At 54.5% G+C, this 23,828-nt stretch carries 20 protein-coding genes; 9 read left to right on the top strand and 11 right to left on the bottom strand.

Annotation, left to right across the window (positions count from 1 at the left end; translation table 11 throughout):
• Positions 1 to 47 precede the first annotated feature (47 nt).
• From purU to G544_RS0110510, 4 genes are all read left to right on the top strand, one after another.
• Complete coding sequence (purU, locus tag G544_RS0110525; RefSeq protein ID WP_027274565.1) at positions 48 to 881, top strand: formyltetrahydrofolate deformylase; 834 nt, start codon at positions 48 to 50, stop codon at positions 879 to 881.
• 208 nt (positions 882 to 1,089) lie between these two features.
• Positions 1,090 to 1,665: an LOG family protein gene (locus tag G544_RS0110520; RefSeq protein ID WP_027274564.1), complete on the top strand. Its 576-nt coding sequence runs from the start codon at positions 1,090 to 1,092 to the stop codon at positions 1,663 to 1,665.
• 87 nt (positions 1,666 to 1,752) lie between these two features.
• On the top strand, positions 1,753 to 2,559 hold the full coding sequence (gene xthA, locus G544_RS0110515; protein ID WP_027274563.1) for an exodeoxyribonuclease III: 807 nt from the start codon (positions 1,753 to 1,755) through the stop codon (positions 2,557 to 2,559).
• Between the two features lie 14 nt (positions 2,560 to 2,573).
• On the top strand, positions 2,574 to 2,978 hold the full coding sequence (locus G544_RS0110510) for a pyrimidine (deoxy)nucleoside triphosphate diphosphatase (RefSeq protein WP_027274562.1): 405 nt from the start codon (positions 2,574 to 2,576) through the stop codon (positions 2,976 to 2,978).
• Here the strand turns inward: G544_RS0110510 and G544_RS20350 are convergent.
• From G544_RS20350 to G544_RS0110490, 4 genes are all read right to left on the bottom strand, one after another.
• Positions 2,975 to 4,936 (bottom strand): DNA topoisomerase III, encoded by a 1,962-nt coding sequence (locus G544_RS20350; protein ID WP_036023794.1) that lies wholly within the window; start codon positions 4,934 to 4,936, stop codon positions 2,975 to 2,977. The two genes, G544_RS0110510 and G544_RS20350, sit on opposite strands and share 4 nt — an antisense overlap.
• Positions 4,936 to 6,030, bottom strand: coding sequence for a tRNA 2-selenouridine(34) synthase MnmH (gene mnmH / locus G544_RS0110500; protein WP_027274561.1), 1,095 nt, complete (start codon positions 6,028 to 6,030; stop codon positions 4,936 to 4,938). Before mnmH ends, G544_RS20350 begins: the two co-directional genes overlap by 1 nt.
• The gene (gene selD / locus G544_RS0110495; RefSeq protein ID WP_027274560.1) at positions 6,030 to 7,073 is read right to left on the bottom strand and encodes a selenide, water dikinase SelD; all 1,044 of its coding nucleotides are present in this window, start codon (positions 7,071 to 7,073) and stop codon (positions 6,030 to 6,032) included. The genes mnmH and selD overlap by 1 nt, the downstream gene beginning before the upstream one ends.
• Positions 7,074 to 7,230: 157 nt before the next feature.
• Complete coding sequence (locus G544_RS0110490) at positions 7,231 to 7,779, bottom strand: NAD(P)H nitroreductase (RefSeq protein ID WP_027274559.1); 549 nt, start codon at positions 7,777 to 7,779, stop codon at positions 7,231 to 7,233.
• A 178-nt stretch (positions 7,780 to 7,957) separates the two neighbouring features.
• Here G544_RS0110490 and sppA point away from each other — a divergent pair, with 178 nt between their 5' ends.
• Both sppA and ansA read left to right on the top strand, forming a co-directional pair.
• On the top strand, positions 7,958 to 9,811 hold the full coding sequence (sppA, locus tag G544_RS0110485; RefSeq protein WP_027274558.1) for a signal peptide peptidase SppA: 1,854 nt from the start codon (positions 7,958 to 7,960) through the stop codon (positions 9,809 to 9,811).
• Positions 9,812 to 9,949: 138 nt separating this feature from the next.
• The gene (gene ansA / locus G544_RS0110480) at positions 9,950 to 10,969 is read left to right on the top strand and encodes an asparaginase (RefSeq protein WP_036023792.1); all 1,020 of its coding nucleotides are present in this window, start codon (positions 9,950 to 9,952) and stop codon (positions 10,967 to 10,969) included.
• Between the two features lie 128 nt (positions 10,970 to 11,097).
• Here the strand turns inward: ansA and msrB are convergent, their stop codons facing one another.
• Positions 11,098 to 11,505 (bottom strand): peptide-methionine (R)-S-oxide reductase MsrB, encoded by a 408-nt coding sequence (gene msrB, locus G544_RS0110475; protein WP_027274556.1) that lies wholly within the window; start codon positions 11,503 to 11,505, stop codon positions 11,098 to 11,100.
• A gap of 469 nt (positions 11,506 to 11,974) precedes the next feature.
• On the opposite strand from msrB, the gene gapA reads away from it, so the two are divergent.
• The 3 genes from gapA to G544_RS0110460 all read left to right on the top strand — a co-directional run bounded on the left by gapA (position 11,975) and on the right by G544_RS0110460 (position 14,877).
• On the top strand, positions 11,975 to 12,970 hold the full coding sequence (gapA, locus tag G544_RS0110470; RefSeq protein ID WP_027274555.1) for a glyceraldehyde-3-phosphate dehydrogenase: 996 nt from the start codon (positions 11,975 to 11,977) through the stop codon (positions 12,968 to 12,970).
• Positions 12,971 to 13,036: 66 nt separating this feature from the next.
• Positions 13,037 to 13,939: a hypothetical protein gene (locus G544_RS0110465; RefSeq protein WP_027274554.1), complete on the top strand. Its 903-nt coding sequence runs from the start codon at positions 13,037 to 13,039 to the stop codon at positions 13,937 to 13,939.
• Positions 13,940 to 13,998: 59 nt separating this feature from the next.
• The gene (locus tag G544_RS0110460; RefSeq protein ID WP_027274553.1) at positions 13,999 to 14,877 is read left to right on the top strand and encodes a D-hexose-6-phosphate mutarotase; all 879 of its coding nucleotides are present in this window, start codon (positions 13,999 to 14,001) and stop codon (positions 14,875 to 14,877) included.
• Positions 14,878 to 14,941: 64 nt separating this feature from the next.
• Here G544_RS0110460 and G544_RS0110455 read toward each other — a convergent pair whose 3' ends face one another.
• The 6 genes from G544_RS0110455 to rlmKL all read right to left on the bottom strand — a co-directional run bounded on the left by G544_RS0110455 (position 14,942) and on the right by rlmKL (position 23,461).
• Positions 14,942 to 15,691 carry a MipA/OmpV family protein gene (locus G544_RS0110455; RefSeq protein WP_027274552.1) on the bottom strand — a complete coding sequence of 250 codons (750 nt, stop codon included), beginning with the start codon at positions 15,689 to 15,691 and terminating at the stop codon, positions 14,942 to 14,944.
• Between the two features lie 54 nt (positions 15,692 to 15,745).
• A complete protein-coding gene (pqiC, locus tag G544_RS0110450) occupies positions 15,746 to 16,309 on the bottom strand; it encodes a membrane integrity-associated transporter subunit PqiC (protein WP_027274551.1) in 564 nt (187 codons plus the stop codon).
• Positions 16,306 to 17,937: an intermembrane transport protein PqiB gene (gene pqiB, locus G544_RS0110445; RefSeq protein ID WP_027274550.1), complete on the bottom strand. Its 1,632-nt coding sequence runs from the start codon at positions 17,935 to 17,937 to the stop codon at positions 16,306 to 16,308. Before pqiB ends, pqiC begins: the two co-directional genes overlap by 4 nt.
• A gap of 12 nt (positions 17,938 to 17,949) precedes the next feature.
• Positions 17,950 to 19,245, bottom strand: a complete 1,296-nt coding sequence (pqiA, locus tag G544_RS0110440) for a membrane integrity-associated transporter subunit PqiA (protein WP_051155685.1) — start codon at positions 19,243 to 19,245, stop codon at positions 17,950 to 17,952.
• Positions 19,246 to 19,390: 145 nt separating this feature from the next.
• Complete coding sequence (locus G544_RS0110435) at positions 19,391 to 21,298, bottom strand: ABC transporter ATP-binding protein (protein WP_027274548.1); 1,908 nt, start codon at positions 21,296 to 21,298, stop codon at positions 19,391 to 19,393.
• Positions 21,299 to 21,301: 3 nt separating this feature from the next.
• On the bottom strand, positions 21,302 to 23,461 hold the full coding sequence (gene rlmKL / locus G544_RS0110430; protein ID WP_027274547.1) for a bifunctional 23S rRNA (guanine(2069)-N(7))-methyltransferase RlmK/23S rRNA (guanine(2445)-N(2))-methyltransferase RlmL: 2,160 nt from the start codon (positions 23,459 to 23,461) through the stop codon (positions 21,302 to 21,304).
• Positions 23,462 to 23,828 lie beyond the last annotated feature (367 nt).

The raw sequence follows: 23,828 nt of genomic DNA, 5'->3' as shown, positions 1-23,828 counted from the left end.
CCACACGCAAACAACAGCAAACACAACACCGAAGGTTTAACTGCGCTATGCAAAGAAAAATACTGCGTACGATTTGTCCCGATGCGAAAGGACTCATCGCCAAAATCACCAACATTTGCTACAAACACCAGCTCAACATCGTTCAAAACAGTGAATATGTCGATCACCGAACCGGGCGTTTCTTTATGCGCACCGAGCTTGAGGGCATCTTTAATGACGAAACGCTGCTCGCCGATCTGGACGACGCGTTGCCGGAAGGCTCCGTACGTGAACTCAACGAAGCGGGAAAACAGCGGATTGTTATTTTAGTCACCAAAGAGGCCCACTGCCTGGGCGATCTGTTGATGAAAAGCGCCTACGGCGGGCTTGACGTAGAAATTGCCGCCGTCATCGGCAACCATGACACGCTGCGTACTTTAGTTGAGCGCTTTGATATTCCGTTTCACTTGATAAGCCATGAAGGACTGACGCGCGAAGAACACGACAAGCAGGTGGTTGAGGCCATCGATCGCATTTCGCCGAGCTATGTCGTTCTGGCGAAGTACATGCGGATATTAACGCCGGACTTCGTTCGCCACTATCCTAACCGCATCATCAATATTCACCACTCCTTCCTGCCGGCGTTTATCGGCGCGCGCCCTTACCATCAGGCCTATGAGCGCGGCGTCAAGATTATCGGCGCAACGGCCCACTTCGTGAACGATAACCTGGACGAAGGGCCGATTATCATGCAGGACGTCATCCACGTTGATCATACTTACAGCGCTGAAGATATGGCCCGTGCCGGCAAAGACGTCGAGAAAAACGTGTTAAGCCACGGCCTGCACGAAGTCTTGGCCCAGCGCGTGTTTGTATACGGAAACAGGACCGTTATTCTATAGCATACGTATCAAACGGAGCCCCGCGTATAGCAGCGAGACACCGCATTGAGGCGGCCGAAATAAAGGTCGCCTCTCTGTTTTTGATTTTTTATACTGGAAAACGCCGCGTAAAGCGTTGCATTTAGGTGCGACAATTTCACCCTCAGCCTTGAAGGTTAGCGGTAAATAGGCTATACAACCCCCTTTGTCTCATCGAGTGGAATTCCTCATGCGTAAGAATATCTGTGTTTATTGTGGCGCCAGCACCGGCAACAATCCCTCCTATGCCCAGGCCGCAGAGCGGTTGGGTCAAGCCATCGCTGAACAAGGGCGCCGCTTGGTCTATGGCGGTGGAAATAAAGGACTGATGGGCATTTTGGCCAACGCCGTTTTAGACGCAGGCGGAGAAGTGACCGGCGTCATCCCCGAACGCCTGGTTGAAGCCGAAACGGCTCACAAGGGATTAACCACGCTGGAAGTCGTTCCCGATATGCACGCCCGCAAAGCCAGAATGAGCGAACTGGCCGACGGCTTCATCGCCCTACCCGGCGGCATCGGTACGTTAGAAGAACTGTTTGAAGTTTGGACCTGGAGTCAAATCGGCTATCACAAAAATCCGGTCGGGCTGCTCAACATTCAGGGCTTCTACTCACCGATGAGCACCTTCTTGCAGCACGTCGCCGACGAAGGCTTTGTTCGTCAAAGCTATTTAAATACGCTGCTTATCAGCGACAACGTCCAACAGCTGCTGAACGATATCGACCTGTACATGCCCCATAATCTGGATCGCTGGGCAAAGCAGTAAGCTTTCACCGCCCGCGCTCGTCGCGGATGAGTATAAAATATAAGAACAACCGCCCGACGGCAGTTCCCAGAAAAAAGAGCCTTAATCATGAAATTTGTCTCATTTAATATTAACGGGCTAAGGGCCAGACCCCACCAGCTTGCGGCGCTTATCGAACAGCATCAGCCGGACGTTATCGGCCTGCAGGAAACCAAGGTCCATGACGACATGTTTCCGCTCGACGAGGTCAGCCAGTTCGGCTATCACGTTTTCTATCACGGACAAAAAGGGCACTACGGCGTCGCCCTTCTCACCAAGGCCGAACCTTTAGCGGTAAGAAAAGGATTTCCCGGCGATGAGCCCGACGCACAGCGTCGGATGATTATGGCCGACTTAGCCACCCCGCTCGGCACCTTGACCGTAATGAACGGCTACTTCCCTCAGGGGGAAAGCCGCGACCACGAGATAAAGTTTCCCGCCAAGCGGGCGTTTTACGCCAACCTGCAGTCCTATCTTGAGCAGCAGCTTGCCCCAACCCAGCCGGTGCTCATCATGGGCGATATGAACATCAGCCCAACCGATCTGGACATCGGCATCGGCGAAGACAACCGCAAGCGCTGGCTGCGTACGGGTAAATGTTCCTTCCTGCCGGAAGAACGCGAATGGATGCAAAAGCTGATGGGATGGGGTCTGGTGGACACCTTCCGCCAGCGTAATCAGGACGTTGCTTCCCGCTACTCATGGTTTGACTACCGTTCCAAGGGGTTTGATGAAAATCGCGGGCTTCGCATCGACCTGCTGCTGGCCAGCCACGCTCTGGCTGAACGCTGCATAGATACCGGAATCGACTACGATATTCGTGCGATGGAAAAACCCTCCGACCACGCGCCGGTATGGGCCGAGTTCGCGCTTTGAACCTGATGGACACCATCAACATAGTCGACGTCGTTGCAGCGATTATTGAGCGACAGGGAAAAATCCTGCTCGCTCAGCGCGATGAGCAAAGCGATCTGGCCGGCTACTGGGAATTTCCCGGTGGTAAGATTGAAGCGGGAGAGGCGCCCGAACGGGCGCTCTGTCGTGAACTGAACGAAGAGATGGGCCTGACAGACCTGCAGATTGCCGAGCATGTCGCCACCAGCACGATATCACAGCCAGCAAGGGTTTTGAGCCTGCAGGCCTGGAGAGTCGTCGGCTTCGAGGGTGAAATACAGCTACGCTGCCACAGCCGCTTCGCTTGGGTTTCGCCGCAGGAGGCGTCCGACTATCTTCTTGCCCCGGCCGACGTACCTTTACTTGACGCTTACCTACAGCGGTCGCTAAAAAAGGGCTAAACGTCCTTTTCCGTCGCCTCAGCGCCTTTTTTCGCTCGCGCTGCGCGCTTTCGCTTGGGCTTATCCTCTGCGGCTTTTTCCTTACTCTTCTGCTCCTGCTGGGCGACATTCTTAAACACCGGCGGCAGCCGATTGCGCTTGGCCTGATAAATCAGCGTCTGCAGCTCCGTCACCATCGGCTGAATAAAATCCTGATAGCGGCACTGTTTTTCGCTAATCTGCGTCAGAATGGATTCCCAGTGCGCCGTCATGTCCGGTCGCGTAGCGGTTTCCGGCAGGCAGTGAATCAGCGCGCGCCCGGCCGGAGTAGAAATAATCGAACGGCCCTTCTTTTGTAAGAAACGACGCTTAAACAGCAGCTCGATAATACCCGCTCGGGTGGCTTCCGTACCCAGGCCGTCCGTTGCCCGCAGAACTTTCTTAAGCTCTTTATCCTGCACAAAGCGGGCGATCCCGGTCATTGCTGACAGCAGCGACGCATCGGTAAACGGCCTCGGCGGCTGCGTCTGTTTCTCTACCACTTCGCCGTTCTCACACAGCAGCTCATCGCCTTTGGCAACAACCGGCAGAGGCATGCCTTCATTTTCTTCATCCAGCTCTTTACTGCCGAGCAGCACGCGCCAACCGGCTTCGGCCAAGAAGCGGGCCTTGGCGATAAACTTTCCGCCGGCGATGTCCAGTTCTATCACACACTTGCGATATACCGCATCCGGGCAAAACTGCATCAGATATTGGCGCGCCACCAGCTCATAGATTTTTTGCTCATCGAAGGAGAGTGATACGCTGCCGCCGCGGGCGGTAGGAATAATGGCATGGTGCGCATCCACCTTTTTATCATCCCAGCAGCGGTTACGCCTTTCGGTATCCATTCCGGCGACGGGCAGCATTTCAGGGCAGTGTGACCCAATGGCCGCCAGCACCGCGTGGCGATCGGCAAAATGCTCCTGAGGCAGATAGCGAGAGTCCGAACGCGGATAGGTAATCAGCTTGTGGGTTTCATACAACCGCTGACAGAGATCCAGCACCTGTTGGGCACTAAAACCGTGTCGCTTGGCCGCTTCAATCTGTAGCGCAGACAGAGAAAACGGCAGCGGCGCCGAATCGGATTCCCGCTTGTCGTTATACTCTTTCACCAGCGCCGGCTGGCCGGTGATGCGCTTAACTACGTGCTCCGCCAGCGCCCGATTGAGCAACCGCCCCTCGTCGTCCAAAAAGGACTCGCACGACTCGCTGGGCTGCCAAACGGCGGTAAAACGCTCCTGTGACGGCGTAACTATGTGCGCCTTGACTTCAAAAAAGTCTTTCGGCACGAAGTTTTCTATCTCTTCATCCCTTCGCACTACTAGCCCCAGCACCGGCGTTTGTACCCGCCCCACGGACAGCACGCCGTCATAGCCGGCATTACGACCCAGCAGCGTATAGGCACGGGTCATGTTGATGCCGTACAGCCAATCCGCACGAGAGCGGGCCAGCGCGGAAACGCACAGGGGAATGAACTCTCTGTTTTCCCTAAGCTTATCGATAGCTCGCGTCACGGCCTGCGGGTTCAGGTCGTTAATGAGGCAGCGCTTAACCTGCTGCCTCTTTTCCAGCGGCAGGTCCAAAAACTCCAGCACTTCGTCAACCAACAGCTGCCCTTCCCGATCCGGGTCCCCGGCGTGAACCACTTCCCCGGCGTCGGCCAGCAGCCGCTTAATCACGTTAAGCTGCTTGGTAACGGAATCTCTGGGCTTCAGCTGCCATTTTTCAGGAATGATTGGCAAATCGCCCAGCGTCCAGCGGGCAAAGCGCGGATCGTACTGCTCCGGCTGAGCCTGCTCCAGCAGGTGGCCTACGCACCAGGTCACGACCTGATCCTGCCCACAGGCGATAAACCCGTCCTGACGCTTATGAGGCTTCGGCAAAACGTCGGCAATGGCCCGCGCCAGACTTGGTTTTTCGGCAATAAACAGGCGCATCAGGCGTTATCGTGTATTAAAAACTCGCGCACCGCCGCATAGTCTCCGCGGAAAATAATGCGCTCAGCCTTACGGCCCAGTTGATAGGTATACATGGGGTCGTAATACTCCTTCAAAAGCGGCACCAGCCAGTTTTCATGCCCGTCGTCGCCGTCACCGCGCCGATGCTGTTCAAGCGCGATGTCCAGTTCGGCGTTGAGCGCCTGATAGCGCTCCAGCCCCAGACGTTTGCGAATGGCAAACATTCCCTGGTGCAGGTACTCGCTGAAGTTCAGCCAGCCCTCTTCCTCGCCATAGCGCTGAATAAAGCCGCGGCACATGGCGTTCACATACTCTTCTTTCAGCCGTGCCAGACGAACCTCAAACGGGTCGTCAATAACGACGATGCGCGACTGCTGCATGGCGTCGAAAATTTCTATCGGCACGTGATTCGAGCCAATCGTGCGGCCTTCGTCCTCAAGCGCCCAGCGGCTAACGCCGGCGTGCTGTTTTTTGAGCACGTCAATCGCCAGAATATTCTCGAAATTTATCTGCGTGCTTTGCCCGGCTACCGTACGGCCGAACGAAGAGCCGCGATGCTTGGCTGCCCCTTCCAGGTCGACGCCAAACGGCAGCTCGCGAATCAGCAGCGTTTTTCCGCTGCCGGTATTTCCGCCCACGATGCGCATAGGCTGCTCGGCCAGCTGCTGATTAATAGCAATAAGAAAGTTTCTCAGCGCCTTATATCCCCCCGAAACCAAGGGGTAGTCCTGACCGGCCTCTTTTAGCCACTGCTGGGTAATGTGCGACCGCAGACCGCCGCGCATGCAGTATAGAACCCCTTCCGGATGCTGCCTGCAAAATGCCAGCCACTGCGCTACCCGCTCTTCTCTTACGCTGCCGCTGACTAGCCGGTGCCCCAACGAAAGCGCGGCCTGCTGACCGTGCTGCTTATAGCAGGTCCCGACGGCTTTACGCTCCTCATCATTCATCAGAGCAATGTTGGTCGACGTAGGAAAAGCGCCCTGAGCGAACTCCACCGGGGCGCGCACGTCGATTAACGGGGTATCGTTTAGGAAAATGCGCCGATAGTCGGCGCTATGAAGCTCGAACATTAAACAACCTCAATCAGCGCCCGACCGGCCTGCGGCATCGTCAGTTCGCCTATCGCAGTGAGCTCAATCTGGTGGCGTTTAGCCAGCGCAATCACGTCGTCTTCCGCCTGAGGCATAACGGCAATCAGGAGCCCTCCCGACGTCTGCGGGTCGCACAGCAGGCTGCGCTGCAGGTCGGTTAAGTTGCCTATCAGGTGACCATAGCTGTCAAAGTTACGCTGCGTCCCGCCCGGCACGCAGCCCTCTGCGATATATTCAGCCACGTTCGGCAGTTGAGGCACGGCGTCAAACCAAACCGTCGCCTGTACGCCGGAGCCTTGACAAATTTCGCTCAAGTGCCCAAGGAGCCCAAACCCGGTCACGTCGGTCATTGCCGTAACGCCGTCGAGAGCTGCAAGCTCCGCACCGGGCTTATTCAGGCGGCACATCACTTCCGTCGCGACGCCTTCGTGTTCTGGCTTCAGCCTGCTTTTTTTCTCCGCCGTGGTTAAAACGCCGATGCCCAAAGGCTTGGTTAAATAGAGCTTACAGCCGGGCTTGGCGGCGCTGTTTTTCTTGATTTGTTCCGTGCTGACGATGCCAGTGACCGCCAACCCAAAAATCGGCTCGGGCGCGTCGATAGAGTGGCCGCCGGCCAAAGAAATCCCTGCCTGACGGCAGACCTCTCGCCCACCTTCGATCACTTTCTGCGCTATCTCTGGCGACAGCTTGCCAATCGGCCAGCCTAAAATGGCAATCGCCATAATGGGTTTGCCGCCCATGGCGTAAATATCACTGATGGCGTTGGTGGCGGCTATGCGGCCAAAGTCGAAGGGGTCATCCACGATGGGCATGAAAAAGTCGGTGGTGCTGATAATGCCGACGCCGTTGCCGATGTCATACACGGCGGCGTCGTCTCGCGTTTCGTTCCCCACCAGTAAATGAGGATCGAGGAATTTTTCCTGCTCGGAATGGAGGATCGTTTCCAACACTTTTGGCGAGATCTTGCACCCGCATCCCGCCCCGTGGCTGTACTGGGTTAAACGAACGGTTTGTTCTGACATCTGTATGCTCCCCTTTTCCGAACCGTCTGAAGTAATCGCATATAGTACCGCGCCTCGACGTCGTTGATAAGAGTTGAGCGTGATTTAGGGAAAGGTGCTCTGCGCATTAGGGGCGAACCGCGGCTTGATAAAACCGCGGCTTAATGGAGAACTCAGCTTAAAAATAGGAGACAAAAGGCGTCGTATCGGGCGCCTTCACCTTCGCCGGCTGCACCTGAGGCGTACCCAGATAAAGGAATCCGACGATTTCATCCAATTCCCTACATCCAAAGGCCTCTCTGACCGTTTTGTTTTCCGTCCAAAATCCGCTGCGCCAAATTCCGCCGAAATCTTGCGCAACCGCGGCCATCTGCATGGCCTGAACGGCGCAACTTGCCGAAGCGACCTGCTCCCAATGCGGTACTTTAGGGTGCTCGGTACAGTGGGCAACCACTACGATAATCATCGGCGCCCGCAGCGGCCCGGTCTTTGACTTTTCCTGAACGGACTCGTCTTTCCCTTCTTCAAGCGCCGCCTTCAGCAACACCTCTGCAAAACGGTGGCGCGCTTCCCCCTCGACGATGATAAAACGCCAGGGTTCCAGCGTTCCGTGGTCAGGCGCCCTCATTCCAGCGCGAATGATGTTTTGCAACGCCTCGCCGGAGGGCGCTGGCTCGACTAAACGCGATGCGGAACGGCGGTTAAGCAGCAAAGTGAGTGCATCCATAGAATTCTCCTGACATTACGCTATATAAAAATATCGTTTTATTGTAAGGTTAATTATTTGTTAATGACAGCAAAATAACGCTCGACGTTACGTGATAGACACTGACTTTTTCAATCCAACCCTTTAGGATAATCGACATCGTTTTTCCCTGACTCAGGGCATCAATAAAGGCACGCTCATGAAGGCACTTCTGCAAATCTTCGCGACCATCTTCAAGATCTGTTGGTACGTTATTAATTTTGTCCGTAAGGTCTTTCTCAACCTTATTTTCTTTTTTGTTTTGATTATTGGCCTCGGCGTTTACTTTCAGCTTGAACAACCCTATCAGCGGCCGCCGCAGGGCGCTCTACTGGTTGACCTACAGGGCACCGTTGTCGACGCGGTGAATCCGGACAACAAGCTTCGCCAGCTGGGGAAAGAGCTCATCGGCGGCAGCCGGGACATTCAGGAAAATTCGCTGTTTGAGGTAGTAAAGCAGATTCGATACGCCAAGAGCGATGAATCCATCAGCGGGCTGGTGCTGTCCCTTGGCGGATTCCTCGGCGCTGACCAGCCGTCTCTTCGCTATATAGGCAAGGCCCTCAGTGAATTTCGCGAAAGCGGAAAGCCGATTTATGCGATTGGTGACGGCTATACCCAAAGCCAATACTATCTGGCGAGCTTTGCTGACAAAGTTTATCTTACCCCCCAAGGCGGCGTTATGCTCCCCGGCATCGCCGCCAACGGCCTGTATTATAAGTCACTGCTGGACAACTTGAAGGTGACGACCCACGTTTTTCGCGTCGGCACCTATAAGTCTGCCGTCGAGCCCTTCATCCGCGACGACATGTCGCCAGAAGCGCGCCAGGCCGGCAGTCGCTGGCTGAACGGCCTGTGGTCAAACTACCTGCTGGACGTCGCGACAAATCGCCACACTACGCCAGAGAAAATTTACCCCACGGCGCAAACGCTGATTGAGCAATTGAAGGCCAACGGCGGCGACAGCGCGCGCCTTGCGATGAAAAACGGGCTTGTGGACGGCATCATTTCCCGTGCTGAAATGGAAAGTCGCCTGACAAAGGCCTTCGGTTGGGATAAGAAAAACAAGAACTACAATCTGACCAGCATTTACGACTACAGCATCCCCGAAGAGAAATCGAAGGAGAAAAAGCCAGAGATTGCCGTCATTTTTGCTAACGGAGCCATTATCGATGGTAAAGAGATGCCAGGCATGGTCGGCGGCGATACCACCGCCAGGCAGCTGCGCAGCGCCCGCCTGAATGACAACGTCAAGGCCGTTATTCTTAGAGTTAACAGCCCCGGCGGAAGCGTTACCGCATCGGAAACCATCCGCGCTGAAGTTCAGGCGCTTAAAGATTCAGGCAAAAGCGTGGTCGTCTCTATGGGGGGCATGGCGGCCTCTGGAGGCTATTGGATTTCCACCCCAGCCGACTACATTATCGCAAGCCCAAGCACGCTGACCGGCTCTATCGGCATTTTTGGCGTGATTAACACCTTCGAAAATTCACTGGATGCAGTAGGCGTTCATTCGGACGGCGTTGAAACATCGCCACTGGCCGGTGCGAGCGTGACCAAGCCCCTGTCTCCTGAGTTTTCTGAAATGATGCAGCTTACGATTGAAAACGGCTATAAAACCTTCATCGATTTAGTCGCCAAAGCGCGGAAGAAAACGCCTGCTGAGGTAGACAGCATCGCTCAAGGCCGGGTCTGGATCGGCGCAGATGCCAAAAGCAACGGTCTGGTCGACGCATTGGGCGACTTTGACGACGCGCTGAAGAAAAGCGCCGAACTGGCCAAGCTAAAAGACTACAAAATCAAGTGGGTCAGCAGCGAGTCAGAGCTTAAAGAGACGCTACTGGGTCAGGCTACCGTGATGGTCAACGCCCTGCTGCCGGGGTCAGTCAAGATAGAGCTGCCTGCGCCGCTCAACCAGATGGCGAACGAGCTTAATCAGCAGCCGGGCCTCTTCGGCAGCCTGAGCGATCCCGGCCATCGCTACGTTTACTGCTTAAGCTGTAGCTATTCTAACTAGTTTTATCGGTTGTAGCGTTATAGGGTAGGCCCGGCGGCATCGCTGGGCCTATTTTATTATGGAAAAGCGTTCTCTTCCGATAATGTGTCTTTTATAATCGCTCCATCCTTCTTCAATCTCCCCATCGGCTTATTAGCAATGTCAAAACAAAGAAAGTCCATCTATGTCGCCTACACCGGCGGAACCATCGGTATGCGCCATTCCAGCCAAGGCTACGTCCCCGTGTCCGGTTATCTACAGCAGCAGCTGGCGAAAATGCCCGAGTTTCATCGGGAAGAAATGCCGGAATTTGTTATCCACGAATATCATCCGTTGATAGACTCATCGGACATGACGCCAAGCGACTGGCAGCACATTGCCGACGATATCTGTCATCGTTACGATCGCTACGATGGATTTGTCATTCTGCACGGTACCGACACCATGGCGTTTACCGCTTCCGCACTCTCTTTCATGCTGGAGAATCTGGATAAGCCGGTTATAGTGACAGGGTCACAAATTCCTTTGGCGGAGCTGCGATCCGACGGACAGGCTAATTTGCTTAATTCGCTCTACATTGCAGCGAACTATCCGATTAATGAGGTTTGTCTGTTCTTCAATAACCGTCTGTATCGCGGAAACCGAACGACCAAGGTTCACGCTGACGGTTTTGACGCCTTCTCCTCCCCCAACTATCCTCCGCTGCTGGAAGCCGGGATCCACATCAAGCGCCTTGCCCCCGCGTTTACTGGCGCCAATGGGGAATTTTGTTGCCATCCTATCGCTCCCCAGCCGATAGGCGTCGTTACGCTCTACCCGGGCATTTCGACCGACGTTATTGCCAATATCCTCCGCCAGCCCGTCAGGGCGCTAATTCTTCGAACCTACGGCGTGGGCAACGCGCCGCAGAGCCCCTCCCTGCTGAAGGCGCTCAGCGACGCAGCCGAACGCGGCATTATTGTCGTTAACCTGACGCAGTGCCTGTCCGGCAGGGTTGATATGGGCGGCTATGCCACGGGCAATGCGCTCGCCCATGCGGGCGTTATCAGCGGTTTTGACATGACGCTGGAGGCTACGCTAACCAAGCTTCATCTCCTGCTTAGCCAAGAACGAGACGCAGCAAGCATCAGGCGGCTGATGCAAACAAACCTGCGGGGAGAATTAACGGAAGCCGAATAGCGCGGTAGGAACGGGAGAAAGGCAAAGCTAAATCGTTTCAATACTGTTTTAGACACGCTTGTGGCTGCGCTCTTCGGCAGCCGACGCAAATTGAGCTGAATCGATTATGTTAACCGATTGCTACACCGCTAGCCCGCCGTGGCTTCTCCCGTCTCATCGTCAACAAACCTCATTGAGCCGGAATTGATGCAATAGCGCTGCCCGGTCGGTTTTGGGCCATCGGGAAACACGTGCCCAAGGTGAGCGTCACAGTGGGCGCATCTAATCTCAATCCTGTGCATATTATGAGAATAATCATCGAGATAGTTAACGGCACCTTGGGTGACTGGCTCAAAAAAACTGGGCCATCCACACCCGGCGTCAAACTTGGTATCAGACTTAAACAGCGGAGAATCACAGCAAACGCAGCGGTAGACTCCCACCCTGTTATTATTTAAAAGGCGCCCGGAAAACGGCGGCTCGGTTCCCCTTTCCTGGGTAATGAAACGCTGCATTTCCGTCAGGTTTTTATTTTTTTCATTCAATGTATTAGGCATTTTAGCTCTCTCCGATCCCGTCTATGTAACTGATGCTGCTTACCATCATTAAAAATAACAATAAATTAACAAAAAGGCAGTAAAAATATTGCCTGTCGGCCTGAAAAGAATAACGTCTCGCTAAAAATTAACGAAAAGGGTTATAATCATTGAATCTGTACCCGAGAGCACGGCCCGATATGTACAAAAAACAGGCAAAAAATCGTCGCTGTTTCGACTCTTTTTTTGTGAGAGCTGACAAAGGTTGACACGATTCCGCTTGACGTTTTGCAAGGTTTTTGTAATTTTATACCCTAAATAATTCAAGTTGCATGAAGGCGGCAAGGGAGTGAATCCCGATGAGCTTACATAAGTAAGTGATTCGGGTGAACGAGCGCAGCCAACACACAGGCAGCTTGAAGTATAACGGGTATACTGGACGGGCTATGACACTCACTTTATTCACTAACAAACTAGCTGGTGGAACATTATGACTATCAAAGTAGGTATTAACGGTTTTGGCCGTATCGGTCGCTTCGTATTCCGCGCTGCTCAAGAGCGCTCAGACATCGAAATCGTTGCGATCAACGACTTGCTCGACGCTGACTACATGGCGTACATGCTGAAGTATGACTCCACCCATGGTCGTTTCAAAGGCACCGTTGAAGTGAAAGACGGCCACCTCGTCGTTAATGGCAAAACCATCCGCGTTACCGCAGAAAGAGATCCGGCAAACCTGAAGTGGAACGAAGTCGGCGTTGACGTCGTTGCCGAAGCTACTGGTCTGTTCCTGACTGACGAAACTGCGCGTAAGCACATTACCGCTGGCGCTAAAAAAGTCGTACTGACTGGCCCATCCAAAGACAGCACCCCGATGTTCGTTATGGGCGTAAACGACGCAACCTATGCTGGCCAGGACATCGTTTCTAACGCATCCTGCACCACAAACTGCCTGGCGCCGGTTGCTAAAGTACTGAACGACAAGTTCGGCATCGTTGAAGCGCTGATGACCACCGTTCACGCCACCACTGCTACTCAGAAAACCGTTGACGGCCCGTCTCACAAAGACTGGCGCGGCGGCCGCGGCGCGGCTCAAAACATCATTCCTTCTTCCACCGGTGCTGCAAAAGCCGTTGGCAAAGTTATCCCTGAACTGAACGGCAAGCTGACCGGTATGGCGTTCCGCGTTCCGACTCCGGACGTTTCCGTTGTTGACCTGACCGCTCGTTTGGAAAAGCCTGCTTCTTACAAAGAAATTTGTGAAGCAATGAAAGCCGCTTCTGAAGGCGCGCTGAAAGGCGTTCTGGGCTACACCGAAGACGACGTTGTTTCTACCGACTTCCTGGGCGAAAAGTGCACCTCCGTGTTCGACGCCAAGGCAGGTATCTCTCTGAACGACAACTTCGTTAAAGTCGTTTCCTGGTACGACAACGAAATCGGCTACTCAAACAAAGTTCTGGACCTGATTGCTCACATCTCTAAATAAGAGATCCGGCAACGTCTAAGCTTAGAGGGCAGCGAATCGCTGCCCTTTTTATTACCCACAGAAAGAATGAAAAAAAAGAAAGCTACCCGGCCTCTAACCCTTCGTGAACGCTGTCGACAGATTTTCGGCAACCCGCCCCCTCCCCGCTACGTATGGGAAAAAGAGTTTGACTACTGTGACGAACAGCTACAGGCGCTGGCCGTAAAAGAGTGGGACCAGATTCAGGCCAGAGAACTAAGCGGCTATTATCTGCTCAACCTCGCCTACGTCGAACCCTTACAGCCCGAGCTGTTTCGCTATCTGTTTCCCATTTGTCTGGCCGTTTGGTGCGAATCGCTGACTAACGGCGAATGTTTTGAGGATTTCCTGCACGTAACGCGCCGAGGCCGGATTCTGGAAAAGATGATAACGGCAAAAGAGAGAGACGGCATACTAAACGCGCTGTGCGATAGCTTTATTCATCGCCTTGAACAAGAGCGGGGGTTTATCTATTCAGGCTCGTTCACGCCGGCCTATCAATGGCTATACGCATTCAACGATCTTGGAGAAACGCTGCCCGTCATTGAACCCGTCTGGCAGCGCTGGTGGAGCCTGGATACCCCAGGTAAAGCCGTTTGCGCCATTATGTATGCTTCTGGGCTTATCTACGAAAACGGGGAAAACCCTATCTTCCATCGTTGGAGCAAAACTCACGGGGGCGGAGGCCCCTATCTTGCTGAGCTAAGCGGAGACTTTGACAGCGACGGCTGGCTGCCTGAGAACCTGAGCTTCTTTAAAAGAACGCTGACAGCCGACTGGCTATTGGAAAATCTGGAGCGTGCCGCCAGCGTTCTGCAAGGCGAGCAAGAGGAAGCAATGGCCAACGCCATCGTCTCCGATGCCCACCAGCGGCAGGAAATTATCACCATTCAGATTAGCGACCTGATTGACGGCTTAGCCCCAGCTCAGGAGCGAACTGAACGCTCATAAAAACGGCCGCCTTCGATTATACTTTCAGGACGACCGCGCACTACTAAGAAGGCTATCGCATGTCAGATGCACTATTTTTATTACCCATAGAACAACAGCTCACCCCGAGCCTCAGCCTGCGCAAAAAAGAGGGCCTGACGTTCGCCGTGATAGATCATCCAAAGGCCAAAGGCGTGATATCGCTGCAGGGCGCCCAGCTTCTCGCCTGGCAGCCCGCGGGAGAAAACCCCGTCATTTGGTTAAGCGAAGCGACTCACTTTGAGCCGGGCGTCGCCATCCGCGGCGGGATCCCCATCTGTTGGCCGTGGTTCGGTAAAGCAGGAACTCCTTCTCACGGCTTTGCCCGCAACGAACAGTGGCGATTGACCGCACACGACGAAAGCGAAGAGTGCGTTTGGCTAACATTCACGCTCAACGACAGTGAAACAACCCGTAAAGTCTGGCCAAACGCCTTTAGCCTGATTGCCAGAATCAAGCTGGGAGAAACCTGCGAACTGGAGTTGGAGTCTCACGGCGACTATGCCGTTACCGCGGCGCTGCACAGCTACTTTCAGGTGGGTGACATATCGCAGGTCGGCGTATCCGGGCTGGGTGAATCTTACATAGACAAGCTCGCTGATGCCGACGTCACCGCAGAACGTTCCACGATGCGCTTTTCCGGCCCCGTTGATCGCATTTACTACCAACCGCAGGCATTCAGTACAATTAGCGACCCGGTACTTAAGAGAACGATTGAAATCCACCACCGAAATGCGCCGGACGTCGTCGTCTGGAACCCGGGAGCGGAAGGTGCGGCCTCAATGACGGACATGAGCGCCGAAGGCTATAAAACCATGGCCTGCGTAGAAACCGGCTGTGTAAGCCAGCCCGCTATTGTGCGCAGCGATAAGCCCCACTACCTTTCGGTCGCCATTCGCTGTCATAAAGAAGCGTTATAAAAAAGTGACGTTGGATATGTAAAAGGCCGCGATTGCGGCCTTTTTTACGCACTAATAAATCAAATCAGAAAGCGTAAGAAACCCCGGCGGCGACCAGCGCCGTATAGGATTTATCCACCATCGGGCTGTCTTTCACTTCGTCATCTAGACGAGTATATCGGCCGAATGCAAAGATTTTCCAGCTCTGAGTTAACGCATAGTTTGCGGACACCTCGGCATAAGGCGACCAGCTGCTTCCCGCGTTGTAGCTGTCAAAACCGCTGCGGCGAGACTCTTTACCAGAAATGCCGTAATAGTAGTCATTGAAATTGCTGCTGTACCAAGTAACGCCCACGCCCGGCGTTAAGGTCAAAGCGCCTAAGTTAAAGGGATGCAGATAGGCGGCGTCAGCCACATAGCCGTTGCTGTAATCCAGCACGTCAGCAGACAAGGAGGTGCGCACAACGCCCCAATCGGCAATATGCCGATACCCCACGCCAGCCATAGCGGTTGAGTGACGCTTATCCAGCTGCTTCATTCGGTGGCTGTCGCTGTCGTCCGGATCGAAATGCAGTGGTGAATAGAATAGGTTCAAAGACAGCTGGTTATGCGTATCTTTTAGCAGATACGCCCCGGCTCCGGTGCCGCGAACAAAGAAGCGCTCACCTTCATAGTTGATCATTGGGTAGGGAACGGTATCGTTATCAACGCCCTTATAGGCATACTGACCAACCGCTGCCCCGAGGCCGATAGAAAAATTGTCAGCCATTGCTGCCGGAGCCATTAGCGCCGCGCTCAGCGCGGCGGCTCCCCAAAGAACCTTATTTGATTTCATTAAAACTCCAATATGACACTTTTAATTATCACCAAAACCAATATTACACCCGGTTTACTGGCTTTTTAACACGTTAGCAATTTCAACAGATTCCTGCTGCCAGGCCTGAGCCAATACTTTTACCAGCTCGCTATAGCCGTCTTGCTGCAGCGGCAGCTCAACGTCAAACGGTCGACGGACGATTTGCCCTTTGTGCTGCAGCACCCAATAACCGCTGACTACTGCATGCCCGTCATAGCGGCCTTGGAACGCATTGACCGTAACCCGCAGCGAATCGACGTCGCTACTTCCAACCGGCTGGTTCACCACCAGCCAATCGCCCAACTGAGCGCTAAGGTTGTCGGTCAACGCCCTCTTCAACTGCTGCTCCAGGCCGCTGGCCCACAGGTTGCTGCTGGCGACGGTATACGTCACGTCGCTGGTCTGATAGGCGATGCCCGTACCGCTAAGGAAGTCGGCAACGGTGACGTTTTCAATCCACAGCTGCTTTTGCGGATTAACGGACGCAGCCTGAACGGAGGCTCCGCCGGCAGAGGGCAACTGATAGTAAGAAACCGGCGCCTGACTGCTACAGGCGCTGAGAAACAGCGCGAGGGCTGCAATTTTCCATTTCATCATTGACTATTGGCCTTCTTGGGCTGAGGGTCTTTCGCGCCGGGCGCTTCAAAGACCAGTGCATTGCTCTTCTGATTCAGTTTCTGCAGCAGCGGCTGCAGTTCACGCATCACCTGATCCAAACGCTGCATGTCATTCACTAAAGAGCTATACGCTGACGATCCGGGCTGTAACCCCTTCAGGCTGCGGTTAAGCTCAACCAGCGTCTGCTGCATGTCTTTTGGCAAATTGTTGACTTCTTTGCTCGACAAAATCGCGTTCAGGCTGGCCATCGTGCTGCGAGTCTGCTTCAGCGTTTCGGTCATTTCCGTCAGCATCGGTTCTACCGGCATCTTGTTGACCTTATCCAGCGTCTGCATCAGGCGCTTCTGGATTTCCGCCAAACCGCCGCTGACCGTCGGAATTATAGGACGCCCCATCACTTCTTTAGGCCCGCCCCACGGCTTAGCGTCAGGATAGAAGTCCAAATCGATAAACAGCGCGCCGGTAAGCAGGTTGCCCGACTTCAGCGCGGCCCTGAGTCGATTGCTGTCGTTAACCGACTCCAGCAGGTGACTTTTAAGATCGAAATCCTTACCAAACCGGTTTTGCACTCTGTCTGGCTCAATGCGGATAAGAACCGGGATATAGTAGTTCTTGTTGATCGTCTTCAGCTCCGGCATATAGAACGGCACTGCGGAGACGGTACCTACCCGAATGCCGCGAAACTCAACCGGCGCGCCCGGCTCTAAGCCGCGAATAGAGTCTTCAAAGTAGAGCAGGAAGTCATCGTGTCGCGTATACAGCGACTCTTGAATGCTCTTTTGATCGGAATACAGCTCAAATTCGTCGAGGTTTTTCACCGGATCGCCCGCCGACCAGCCGTTAGGCAAGTCAAAACTCACGCCGCCGGTAACGAGCGTATCCAGTGAACCCATATCAACGCGAACACCCTGAGACGACATGTCGAACGAAATGCCGCTGTCCTGCCAAAAGCGAACGTTGCTGGTTACAAGGCCGCGGTAGGGTTCCATAATGAACAGCTGGTAGCGCATGACGCGCTCTTTAGGATCAAACTCGCTGCTTTCCACCGTCCCGACGCGAAAACCGCGAAACAGCACCGGATCGCCCGCGTTCAACCGCGTCGGCTGCTTGCTCTCCAGCGCAATGCGCAGCCCTTTCATATCGGGCGAAGCCAGTGGCGCATTGTCCTGCAGCGTAAAGCGGGTCTCTACCGCTTTGTCTCTTCCCGGCTGAAGTTCGATATAGGCGCCGGAAAACAGCGTATTCAGACCAGAAACGCCCTCTCGCCCAATCTTGGGCTTTACCACCCAGAACACCGATCCCTTATTCAGCAGATTTTCCATGCCGGTATGCAAACGGGCGGTAACGATAACCTGCTTAAGGTCATCGCTCAGGCTCACGCTTTCGACGATGCCGATATCAACATTGCGGGTCTTGATGGCGGTCTTTCCCGCCTCGATACCTTCTGCATTTGAGGTAACCAGCGTGACCTCTGGCCCCTGGTTGCTGAAATGATAAAAAAGGATCCAGGCGCCAATGAGCACCGTAACGATGGGAATGATCCACACCGGCGACCAGCGTTTTATCGTTTCTATCTTTGCCGTTTTGTCCTGATGACTTTCCTGCACGTGAAGGCTTCCTCACTGATTGGTTGATACTGGCTTAGTACGATCCCACAACAGGCGCGGATCGAACATCATGGCGGCGATCATGGTCAAAATAACCACCATTGCGAATAATATAGCGCCGACGGCGGGATAGACGCTCATCAGTCGACCGATGCGCACCAGCGCAGACAGCACGCCGATAACGAACACGTCGATCATTGACCAACGCCCGACGAACTCCACGATCTCATAAATAAAATGCATTCTGTGGCGGTCTAAATAGCCGCTCTTTTGTCCCATCTCCGACGCGTCGTAGCAGAGCCATCCTATCGCAAGAATTTTCAGCGACGGCACCATGATGCTGGCAATAAAAATCACCATCGACACCGGGTACGAACCGTCTTTCCAAAGCAGGATAACGCCAGACATAATGTTAGACGGTTCCGGATTGCCCAGCACTTCCGTCACCATAATCGGCAACAGGTTAGCCGGTATGTACAGCATTACTGACGTTATCAGCAGCGCAAGCGTCCACTGCAGGCTGTTCTTTCTTCTCGCGTAACCGGTAGTGAAACAGCGGGGACAGCGGTGCATATCCGCCGGAAGCGTCGCCATGCAGCAGGGGCAGGAACGGAGCCCCTGAGCCAAACCGGACTCCCCGATCCTAAGTTCCCGTTCCAGCTTGGGCGCGGGTTGAATATTCTGCCAAAACCAGTAGCGATCCATACATTGGAAGGCCCTTACCTGCAGCAGGCAAAACAAACAGTAGGGAATAAAGCTGGGTCCGACGCCAATGTCGCCGTAGGCCATCAGCTTAACGAAGCTGACCAGTACGCCCACCAGGAAAATCTCCACCATGCACCAGACTTTAGCCAAATAAACAATGCGCCCCATCACGACCTGCAGGCGGTAAGGCAGTTTGACCTTAAGGCCGAGTAGGATGATAGCCAGCATGCAAAACGCCGGCACCAGCTGCACGAAAATAACGAACAGCGTGGCCAGGCTGGCGTAATCGTCCCCCACCATCACCTGAGGGATTTCAATGAGACGGATCTGACTGTAAATACCCGACACCCGCATGTTGATAAACGGAAACAGGTTGGCAAACACCATCATAATCAGCGCGCTGATGGCAAAGCAGACCGGCTGCAGCGCCGGTTCAACCCAGCGCGCGGTTAAGGTGGTATGACAGCGCGGACAAACCGCCTTTTTCCCCTGAGACAGCTGCGGTAGCTCAACCATCAGGTCGCACTGAGGGCACAGCATGACTTCCTTCTCTGCCTCTGTCGCAGCGGAAAAAGTCGCCTCTTGAGACGGCGAGCGCCCCATAGTCGATGTGCCCACTACGTGCGTACAGGATGCGTCTACGCACATAGGCGGCGCCCTGCTTCATGCAGACAAGAATATGTCTTAGTCATTAACCTCATTCCGTTACGCTACCTCTACCCAACCGCTACCCAACCAGCGAAAGCCGTTAAGCGTTTTTCATCGACTCCAGCTCTTCCCAACGCAGGAAGGCTTCTTCAAACCGCTGCTCGGCTTCGGCCAGTTCGGTCAACACTTTTTGCGTCACCTCGTGAGGCTGGCTAAAGAACTCAGGATCGCCCACCCGTTCTTGCAGCGTCGCAACAACAGCCTCAAGCTTCTCAATTTTTGCCGGCAGCCCCTCCAGTTCTCGCTGAAGGTTATAGCTCATCTTATTGCCGGCTTTCTTACGATCTTCTGCTTTTTCTACCGCAGGTTTATTCTGTGCGGCAGTGGTCGACTGCGCCTTAAGCTCGACGCTACCGGCCCGCTGCCCGTGCGCGTCGGTATATCCGCCGGCAAACGCCTTAATCACGCCGTTGCCTTCAAAAATCCAGCAGTCCGTCACGGTATTATCGACAAACTGCCGATCGTGGCTTACCAACAGCACCGTTCCACCGTAGTCGCTGATAAGCTCTTCCAGCAGTTCTAATGTTTCAATATCCAAATCGTTTGTCGGTTCGTCAAGAATCAACAGGTTGCTGGGCTTTAAAAACAGCTTGGCCAGCAGCAGACGATTGCGCTCGCCGCCGGACAGAGCCCGCACCGGCGTCATGGCGCGCTTAGGATGGAATAAAAAGTCCTGTAAATAGCCTAGCACATGGCGGGAACGGCCGTTAACCATCACTTCCTGTTTGCCGTCCGCCAGATTGTCCATCACGGTTTTATCCGGATCCAGCTGGACGCGGTGCTGGTCAAAATAGGCAACTTCCAGCTTGGTGCCAATCCGCACGCTGCCGCTGTCAGGCTGGATTTGCTGCAGCATCAGCGTCAATAGCGTGGTTTTTCCGCACCCGTTGGGCCCTACCAGCGCAATCTTATCCCCGCGCTGAACCTGAGCGGAAAAATGCTTCACCAGCGTTTTATCGCCCCGGCTAAAGCTAACGTCTTCCATTTCAAACACGATCTTGCCCGAACGCAGGGACTCTTCCACCTGCATTTTAGCGGATCCCATAACGCCTCGGCGCTCGGCATGCTCATTTCGCATCGCCTTTAGCGCTCTGACGCGTCCTTCGTTGCGCGTGCGCCGCGCCTTGATCCCCTGACGGATCCAGACCTCTTCCTGCGCCAGACGGCGATCGAACTCGGCATTCTGCAAAGCCTCAACGCGTAGAGACTCTTCTTTACCAAGCAGATAGGCATCGTAGTTGCCGGGCCAGGACACCAGCTTGCCGCGATCCAGATCGACAATGCGCGTCGCCATGTTGCGGATAAAGGCGCGATCGTGGGAAATAAAGATAATGCTGCCGTTGAACTCCTTCAGGAAGGACTCTAGCCAGGCGATAGTGTCAATATCAAGATGGTTGGTCGGTTCGTCCAGCAGCAGCACGTCTGGCGAACACACCAGCGCCCGCGCCAGAGCGGCCTTGCGCAGCCAGCCGCCGGAAAGCGATGACAGAGGCGCTTCCGCCTCCAATCCCAACTTCTCCAAAACGGCGCGGATGCGGCTATCGATAAGCCAGGTTCCCTGATGCTCCAGCGCCTCTTGCAACTCGGCAAGCCGCTTTAAGTTTTGTTCGCTGGGGTCGTTTCCAACCTCAATAGAAAGATGATGATAGGCTTTAAGCTGCTCGGCCTGCTGCTCGACGCCTTCGGCGACGAAGTCAAACACCGTACCTTCAACGTTACGAGGCGGATCCTGCTGCAGCCGCGAGACGACCAGATCCTGTTCAAACACCAGTTGGCCATCGTCCAACGGGACTTCTTTATTTAAGATCTTCAGCAGCGTTGACTTACCCGCACCGTTGCGCCCAACCAGACAAACGCGCTCGTTGGGTTCAATATGAAGTTCGGTATTGTCCAACAGGGGCGCATCGCTAAACGACAGCCATGCGCCGGATAAACTGATAAGAGACATTAATTAACGATCCTCGCCGACATGCGTTAACAGCCAGCAGTTGTGAATTTGTTTGTTACGCGCGAAGTCTGGAGACAGCGTCTTATCCGAAATTTCTTTCGCCTTCAGCCCCAGCTTGGCGATACCGTCGAGATCCATTTTAAAGCCGCGCTTGTTGTTGGAGAACATCAGGGTGCCTGCAGGGCGCAGCATTCGCTTGAGGTGACTCATCAAAGCAATGTGGTCTCGCTGCACGTCGAAGCTGTTCTCCATTCGCTTTGAGTTGGAGAACGTCGGCGGATCGATAAAGATAAGGTCGAACTGCTCGGTCGTTTCTTCCATCCAGCCCAGACAATCGGCCTGAATCAGGCGATGAGAGCGACCGGTAAGGCCGTTAGCGCTCATATTGCGTCCAGCCCATTCCAGATAGGTTCTCGACATGTCCACCGTGGTGGTGGTGCGCGCGCCGCCGAGGCCGGCGTGAACGCTAGCTGAACCGGTATAGGCGAACAGATTGAGGAAGTCTTTTCCTTTGCTCATTTCCCCCAGCATCCGACGGGCGATGCGGTGGTCGAGAAACAGCCCGGTGTCTAGGTAGTCCGTCAGGTTAACCCACAGCTTAGCGCCGTACTCTTCCACCTGGAAAAACTCGCCCTTTTGCGCCAGCTTCTCGTACTGGCTTTTTCCCTTTTGCTTTTCCCGCACCTTCAACACCAGCGCGTTGGCCGGCAGTTCGAGCACCGCCAGCGTCGCGTTGATGGCGTCAAACAGGCGCTGACGAGCCTTTTCCGGCGCCACGGTTTTAGGCGGCGCATACTCTTGCAGAACGTAGCGGGAGCCATAGCGGTCCAGCGCCAGATTGTATTCCGGCAGGTCGGCGTCATACAGGCGGTAGCACTCGAGACCTTCCTTCTTAACCCACTTCTCAAGGCGCTTAATATTTTTACTCAGGCGATTGGCGAAATCAGCCGCCAGCGGCGCTGACGCCTCCGCTTTTTGCTGAGGGGCTTCATCGCCCTCGTTCTTCTCTCGCCCTGCGCTATCCGTTAAGCGATAGTTTTTCTGAACGCACTCCAACGGGCCGTTCTTAGCCTTAAACTGCCGGCTTGAACGAAGCTGCAGGCAGCTCAACAGTTCTGGAGACGCGCTAAACAGAGAGAGGTTCCAGCCGCCAAAGTCCCGCTTCATAATTTGCCCAAGCGCCGTATGTAGAGCAATCAGCGCGGGTTCGCTTTCCAGGCGTTCGCCGTAAGGCGGGTTGCTCAACACGGTGCCTTGCGGCCCGTCGGGCAGCGGGTTGGTCAACCGAGTAATATCCTGAGAGGCGAAATGAATAAGGCTGCCGACGCCGGCGCGGCGCGCGTTCAGCTTTGCCATCTCAATGACTCGGCGATCGTTATCGTAGCCGTAGAAGCGCGACGCGGTCTTATTCACACCCCGGCTGGCGCTGGCCTGAGCCTCGCTTAGCAGCTCTTGCCACAGCTCGGCGTCGTGGCCGCTCCAGGCGTCGAATCCCCACGCGCTTCGGTGAAGGCCGGGCGCCACGTTCGCCGCGATCATCGCGGCTTCAATCAAAAGCGTTCCCGAACCGCACATCGGGTCGACCATCGGCGTTTCCGCCTGCCAGCCGGAGCGCATAACGATGGCCGCCGCCAGATTCTCTTTTAATGGCGCCTGGCCGGTCGCATCCCGATAGCCGCGCTGGTGTAGAGAGCTGCCGCTCAGGTCGAGCGCCAGGCTGGCCTTCTCTTTTTGCAAGAAGACGTTGATGCGAATATCGGGCTGCTGCTTTGCGACGTCCGGACGCTGCTTAACCTTGCGCATAAAGCTGTCGACGACAGCGTCTTTTACCTTCAGCGCCCCGTATTGGCTATTGCGGATTTCATCGTTGGTGCCGGTAAAATGCACGGCAAACGTATTCTTAACGCTAAACATCGACGGCCAGTCGACGGCGTTGACGCCGAGATAAAGGTCCATGTCGCTGTAAACGCGAAACTCGCCCAGCGGCATCAGTATCCGCGATGCCAATCGGCTCCAAAGCAGCGAACGGTACATCAGGCGCTTGTCGCCCTCAAAATGTACGCCGCCCTGAACGACCCGACAGCCGTTTGCTCCCAGCGCTTCCAGTTCGGTTTTTAACAGTTCTTCCAGGCCTCGCGCCGTACTGGCAAACAAAGAGATCATAACCATGCACCACAGAATAAAAATAGGTTGAACATTATAGCCAATCCGTCCTCTTTGTCATAAAGTTACCTGCTATTTATTCAGATTGCTGACAAACCGTCCAAGGCTGTGTCCCGTAACTGTCCGCGGTGGCGACGCTGAGCCAAAATCACGTAATCAAGGCGGAGCGTGCAGGGCATAGTGGGCCTATGCCCAAGTGCGACAACGCAGAGTACGTGATTTTGGCGCGCGTCCCGAAGGGCTAGGGCCATCCGCGTATAGTTACGGGACACAGCCTAAGCTTCGGTGGATATTCCGGCCGAAAATACGGCCTGCTTATATCACCCGCATGCTCGGCCGGAAGAGCGCCTGTATTAGCTTTGGGAGT

Source organism: Leminorella grimontii ATCC 33999 = DSM 5078, assembly GCF_000439085.1.
Lineage (GTDB): Bacteria > Pseudomonadota > Gammaproteobacteria > Enterobacterales > Enterobacteriaceae > Leminorella > Leminorella grimontii.
The sequence above is the reverse complement of the archived record's forward strand: the minus strand, read 5'-3'. Positions and strand labels throughout refer to the sequence as shown.

What these genes read in the sequence shown, in the direction of transcription:
- G544_RS0110435 (WP_027274548.1), bottom strand. Translation starts at nt 21,298, where the DNA reads ATGTCTCTTATCAGTTTATCCGGCGCATGGCTGTCGTTTAGCGATGCG.
- purU (WP_027274565.1), top strand. Translation starts at nt 48, where the DNA reads ATGCAAAGAAAAATACTGCGTACGATTTGTCCCGATGCGAAAGGACTC.
- msrB (WP_027274556.1), bottom strand. Translation starts at nt 11,505, where the DNA reads ATGCCTAATACATTGAATGAAAAAAATAAAAACCTGACGGAAATGCAG.
- G544_RS20350 (WP_036023794.1), bottom strand. Translation starts at nt 4,936, where the DNA reads ATGCGCCTGTTTATTGCCGAAAAACCAAGTCTGGCGCGGGCCATTGCC.
- pqiA (WP_051155685.1), bottom strand. Translation starts at nt 19,245, where the DNA reads ATGGGGCGCTCGCCGTCTCAAGAGGCGACTTTTTCCGCTGCGACAGAG.
- G544_RS0110465 (WP_027274554.1), top strand. Translation starts at nt 13,037, where the DNA reads ATGAAAAAAAAGAAAGCTACCCGGCCTCTAACCCTTCGTGAACGCTGT.
- G544_RS0110520 (WP_027274564.1), top strand. Translation starts at nt 1,090, where the DNA reads ATGCGTAAGAATATCTGTGTTTATTGTGGCGCCAGCACCGGCAACAAT.
- pqiC (WP_027274551.1), bottom strand. Translation starts at nt 16,309, where the DNA reads ATGATGAAATGGAAAATTGCAGCCCTCGCGCTGTTTCTCAGCGCCTGT.
- selD (WP_027274560.1), bottom strand. Translation starts at nt 7,073, where the DNA reads ATGTCAGAACAAACCGTTCGTTTAACCCAGTACAGCCACGGGGCGGGA.
- G544_RS0110460 (WP_027274553.1), top strand. Translation starts at nt 13,999, where the DNA reads ATGTCAGATGCACTATTTTTATTACCCATAGAACAACAGCTCACCCCG.
- rlmKL (WP_027274547.1), bottom strand. Translation starts at nt 23,461, where the DNA reads ATGATCTCTTTGTTTGCCAGTACGGCGCGAGGCCTGGAAGAACTGTTA.
- ansA (WP_036023792.1), top strand. Translation starts at nt 9,950, where the DNA reads ATGTCAAAACAAAGAAAGTCCATCTATGTCGCCTACACCGGCGGAACC.
- sppA (WP_027274558.1), top strand. Translation starts at nt 7,958, where the DNA reads ATGAAGGCACTTCTGCAAATCTTCGCGACCATCTTCAAGATCTGTTGG.
- xthA (WP_027274563.1), top strand. Translation starts at nt 1,753, where the DNA reads ATGAAATTTGTCTCATTTAATATTAACGGGCTAAGGGCCAGACCCCAC.
- G544_RS0110455 (WP_027274552.1), bottom strand. Translation starts at nt 15,691, where the DNA reads ATGAAATCAAATAAGGTTCTTTGGGGAGCCGCCGCGCTGAGCGCGGCG.
- mnmH (WP_027274561.1), bottom strand. Translation starts at nt 6,030, where the DNA reads ATGTTCGAGCTTCATAGCGCCGACTATCGGCGCATTTTCCTAAACGAT.
- G544_RS0110490 (WP_027274559.1), bottom strand. Translation starts at nt 7,779, where the DNA reads ATGGATGCACTCACTTTGCTGCTTAACCGCCGTTCCGCATCGCGTTTA.
- gapA (WP_027274555.1), top strand. Translation starts at nt 11,975, where the DNA reads ATGACTATCAAAGTAGGTATTAACGGTTTTGGCCGTATCGGTCGCTTC.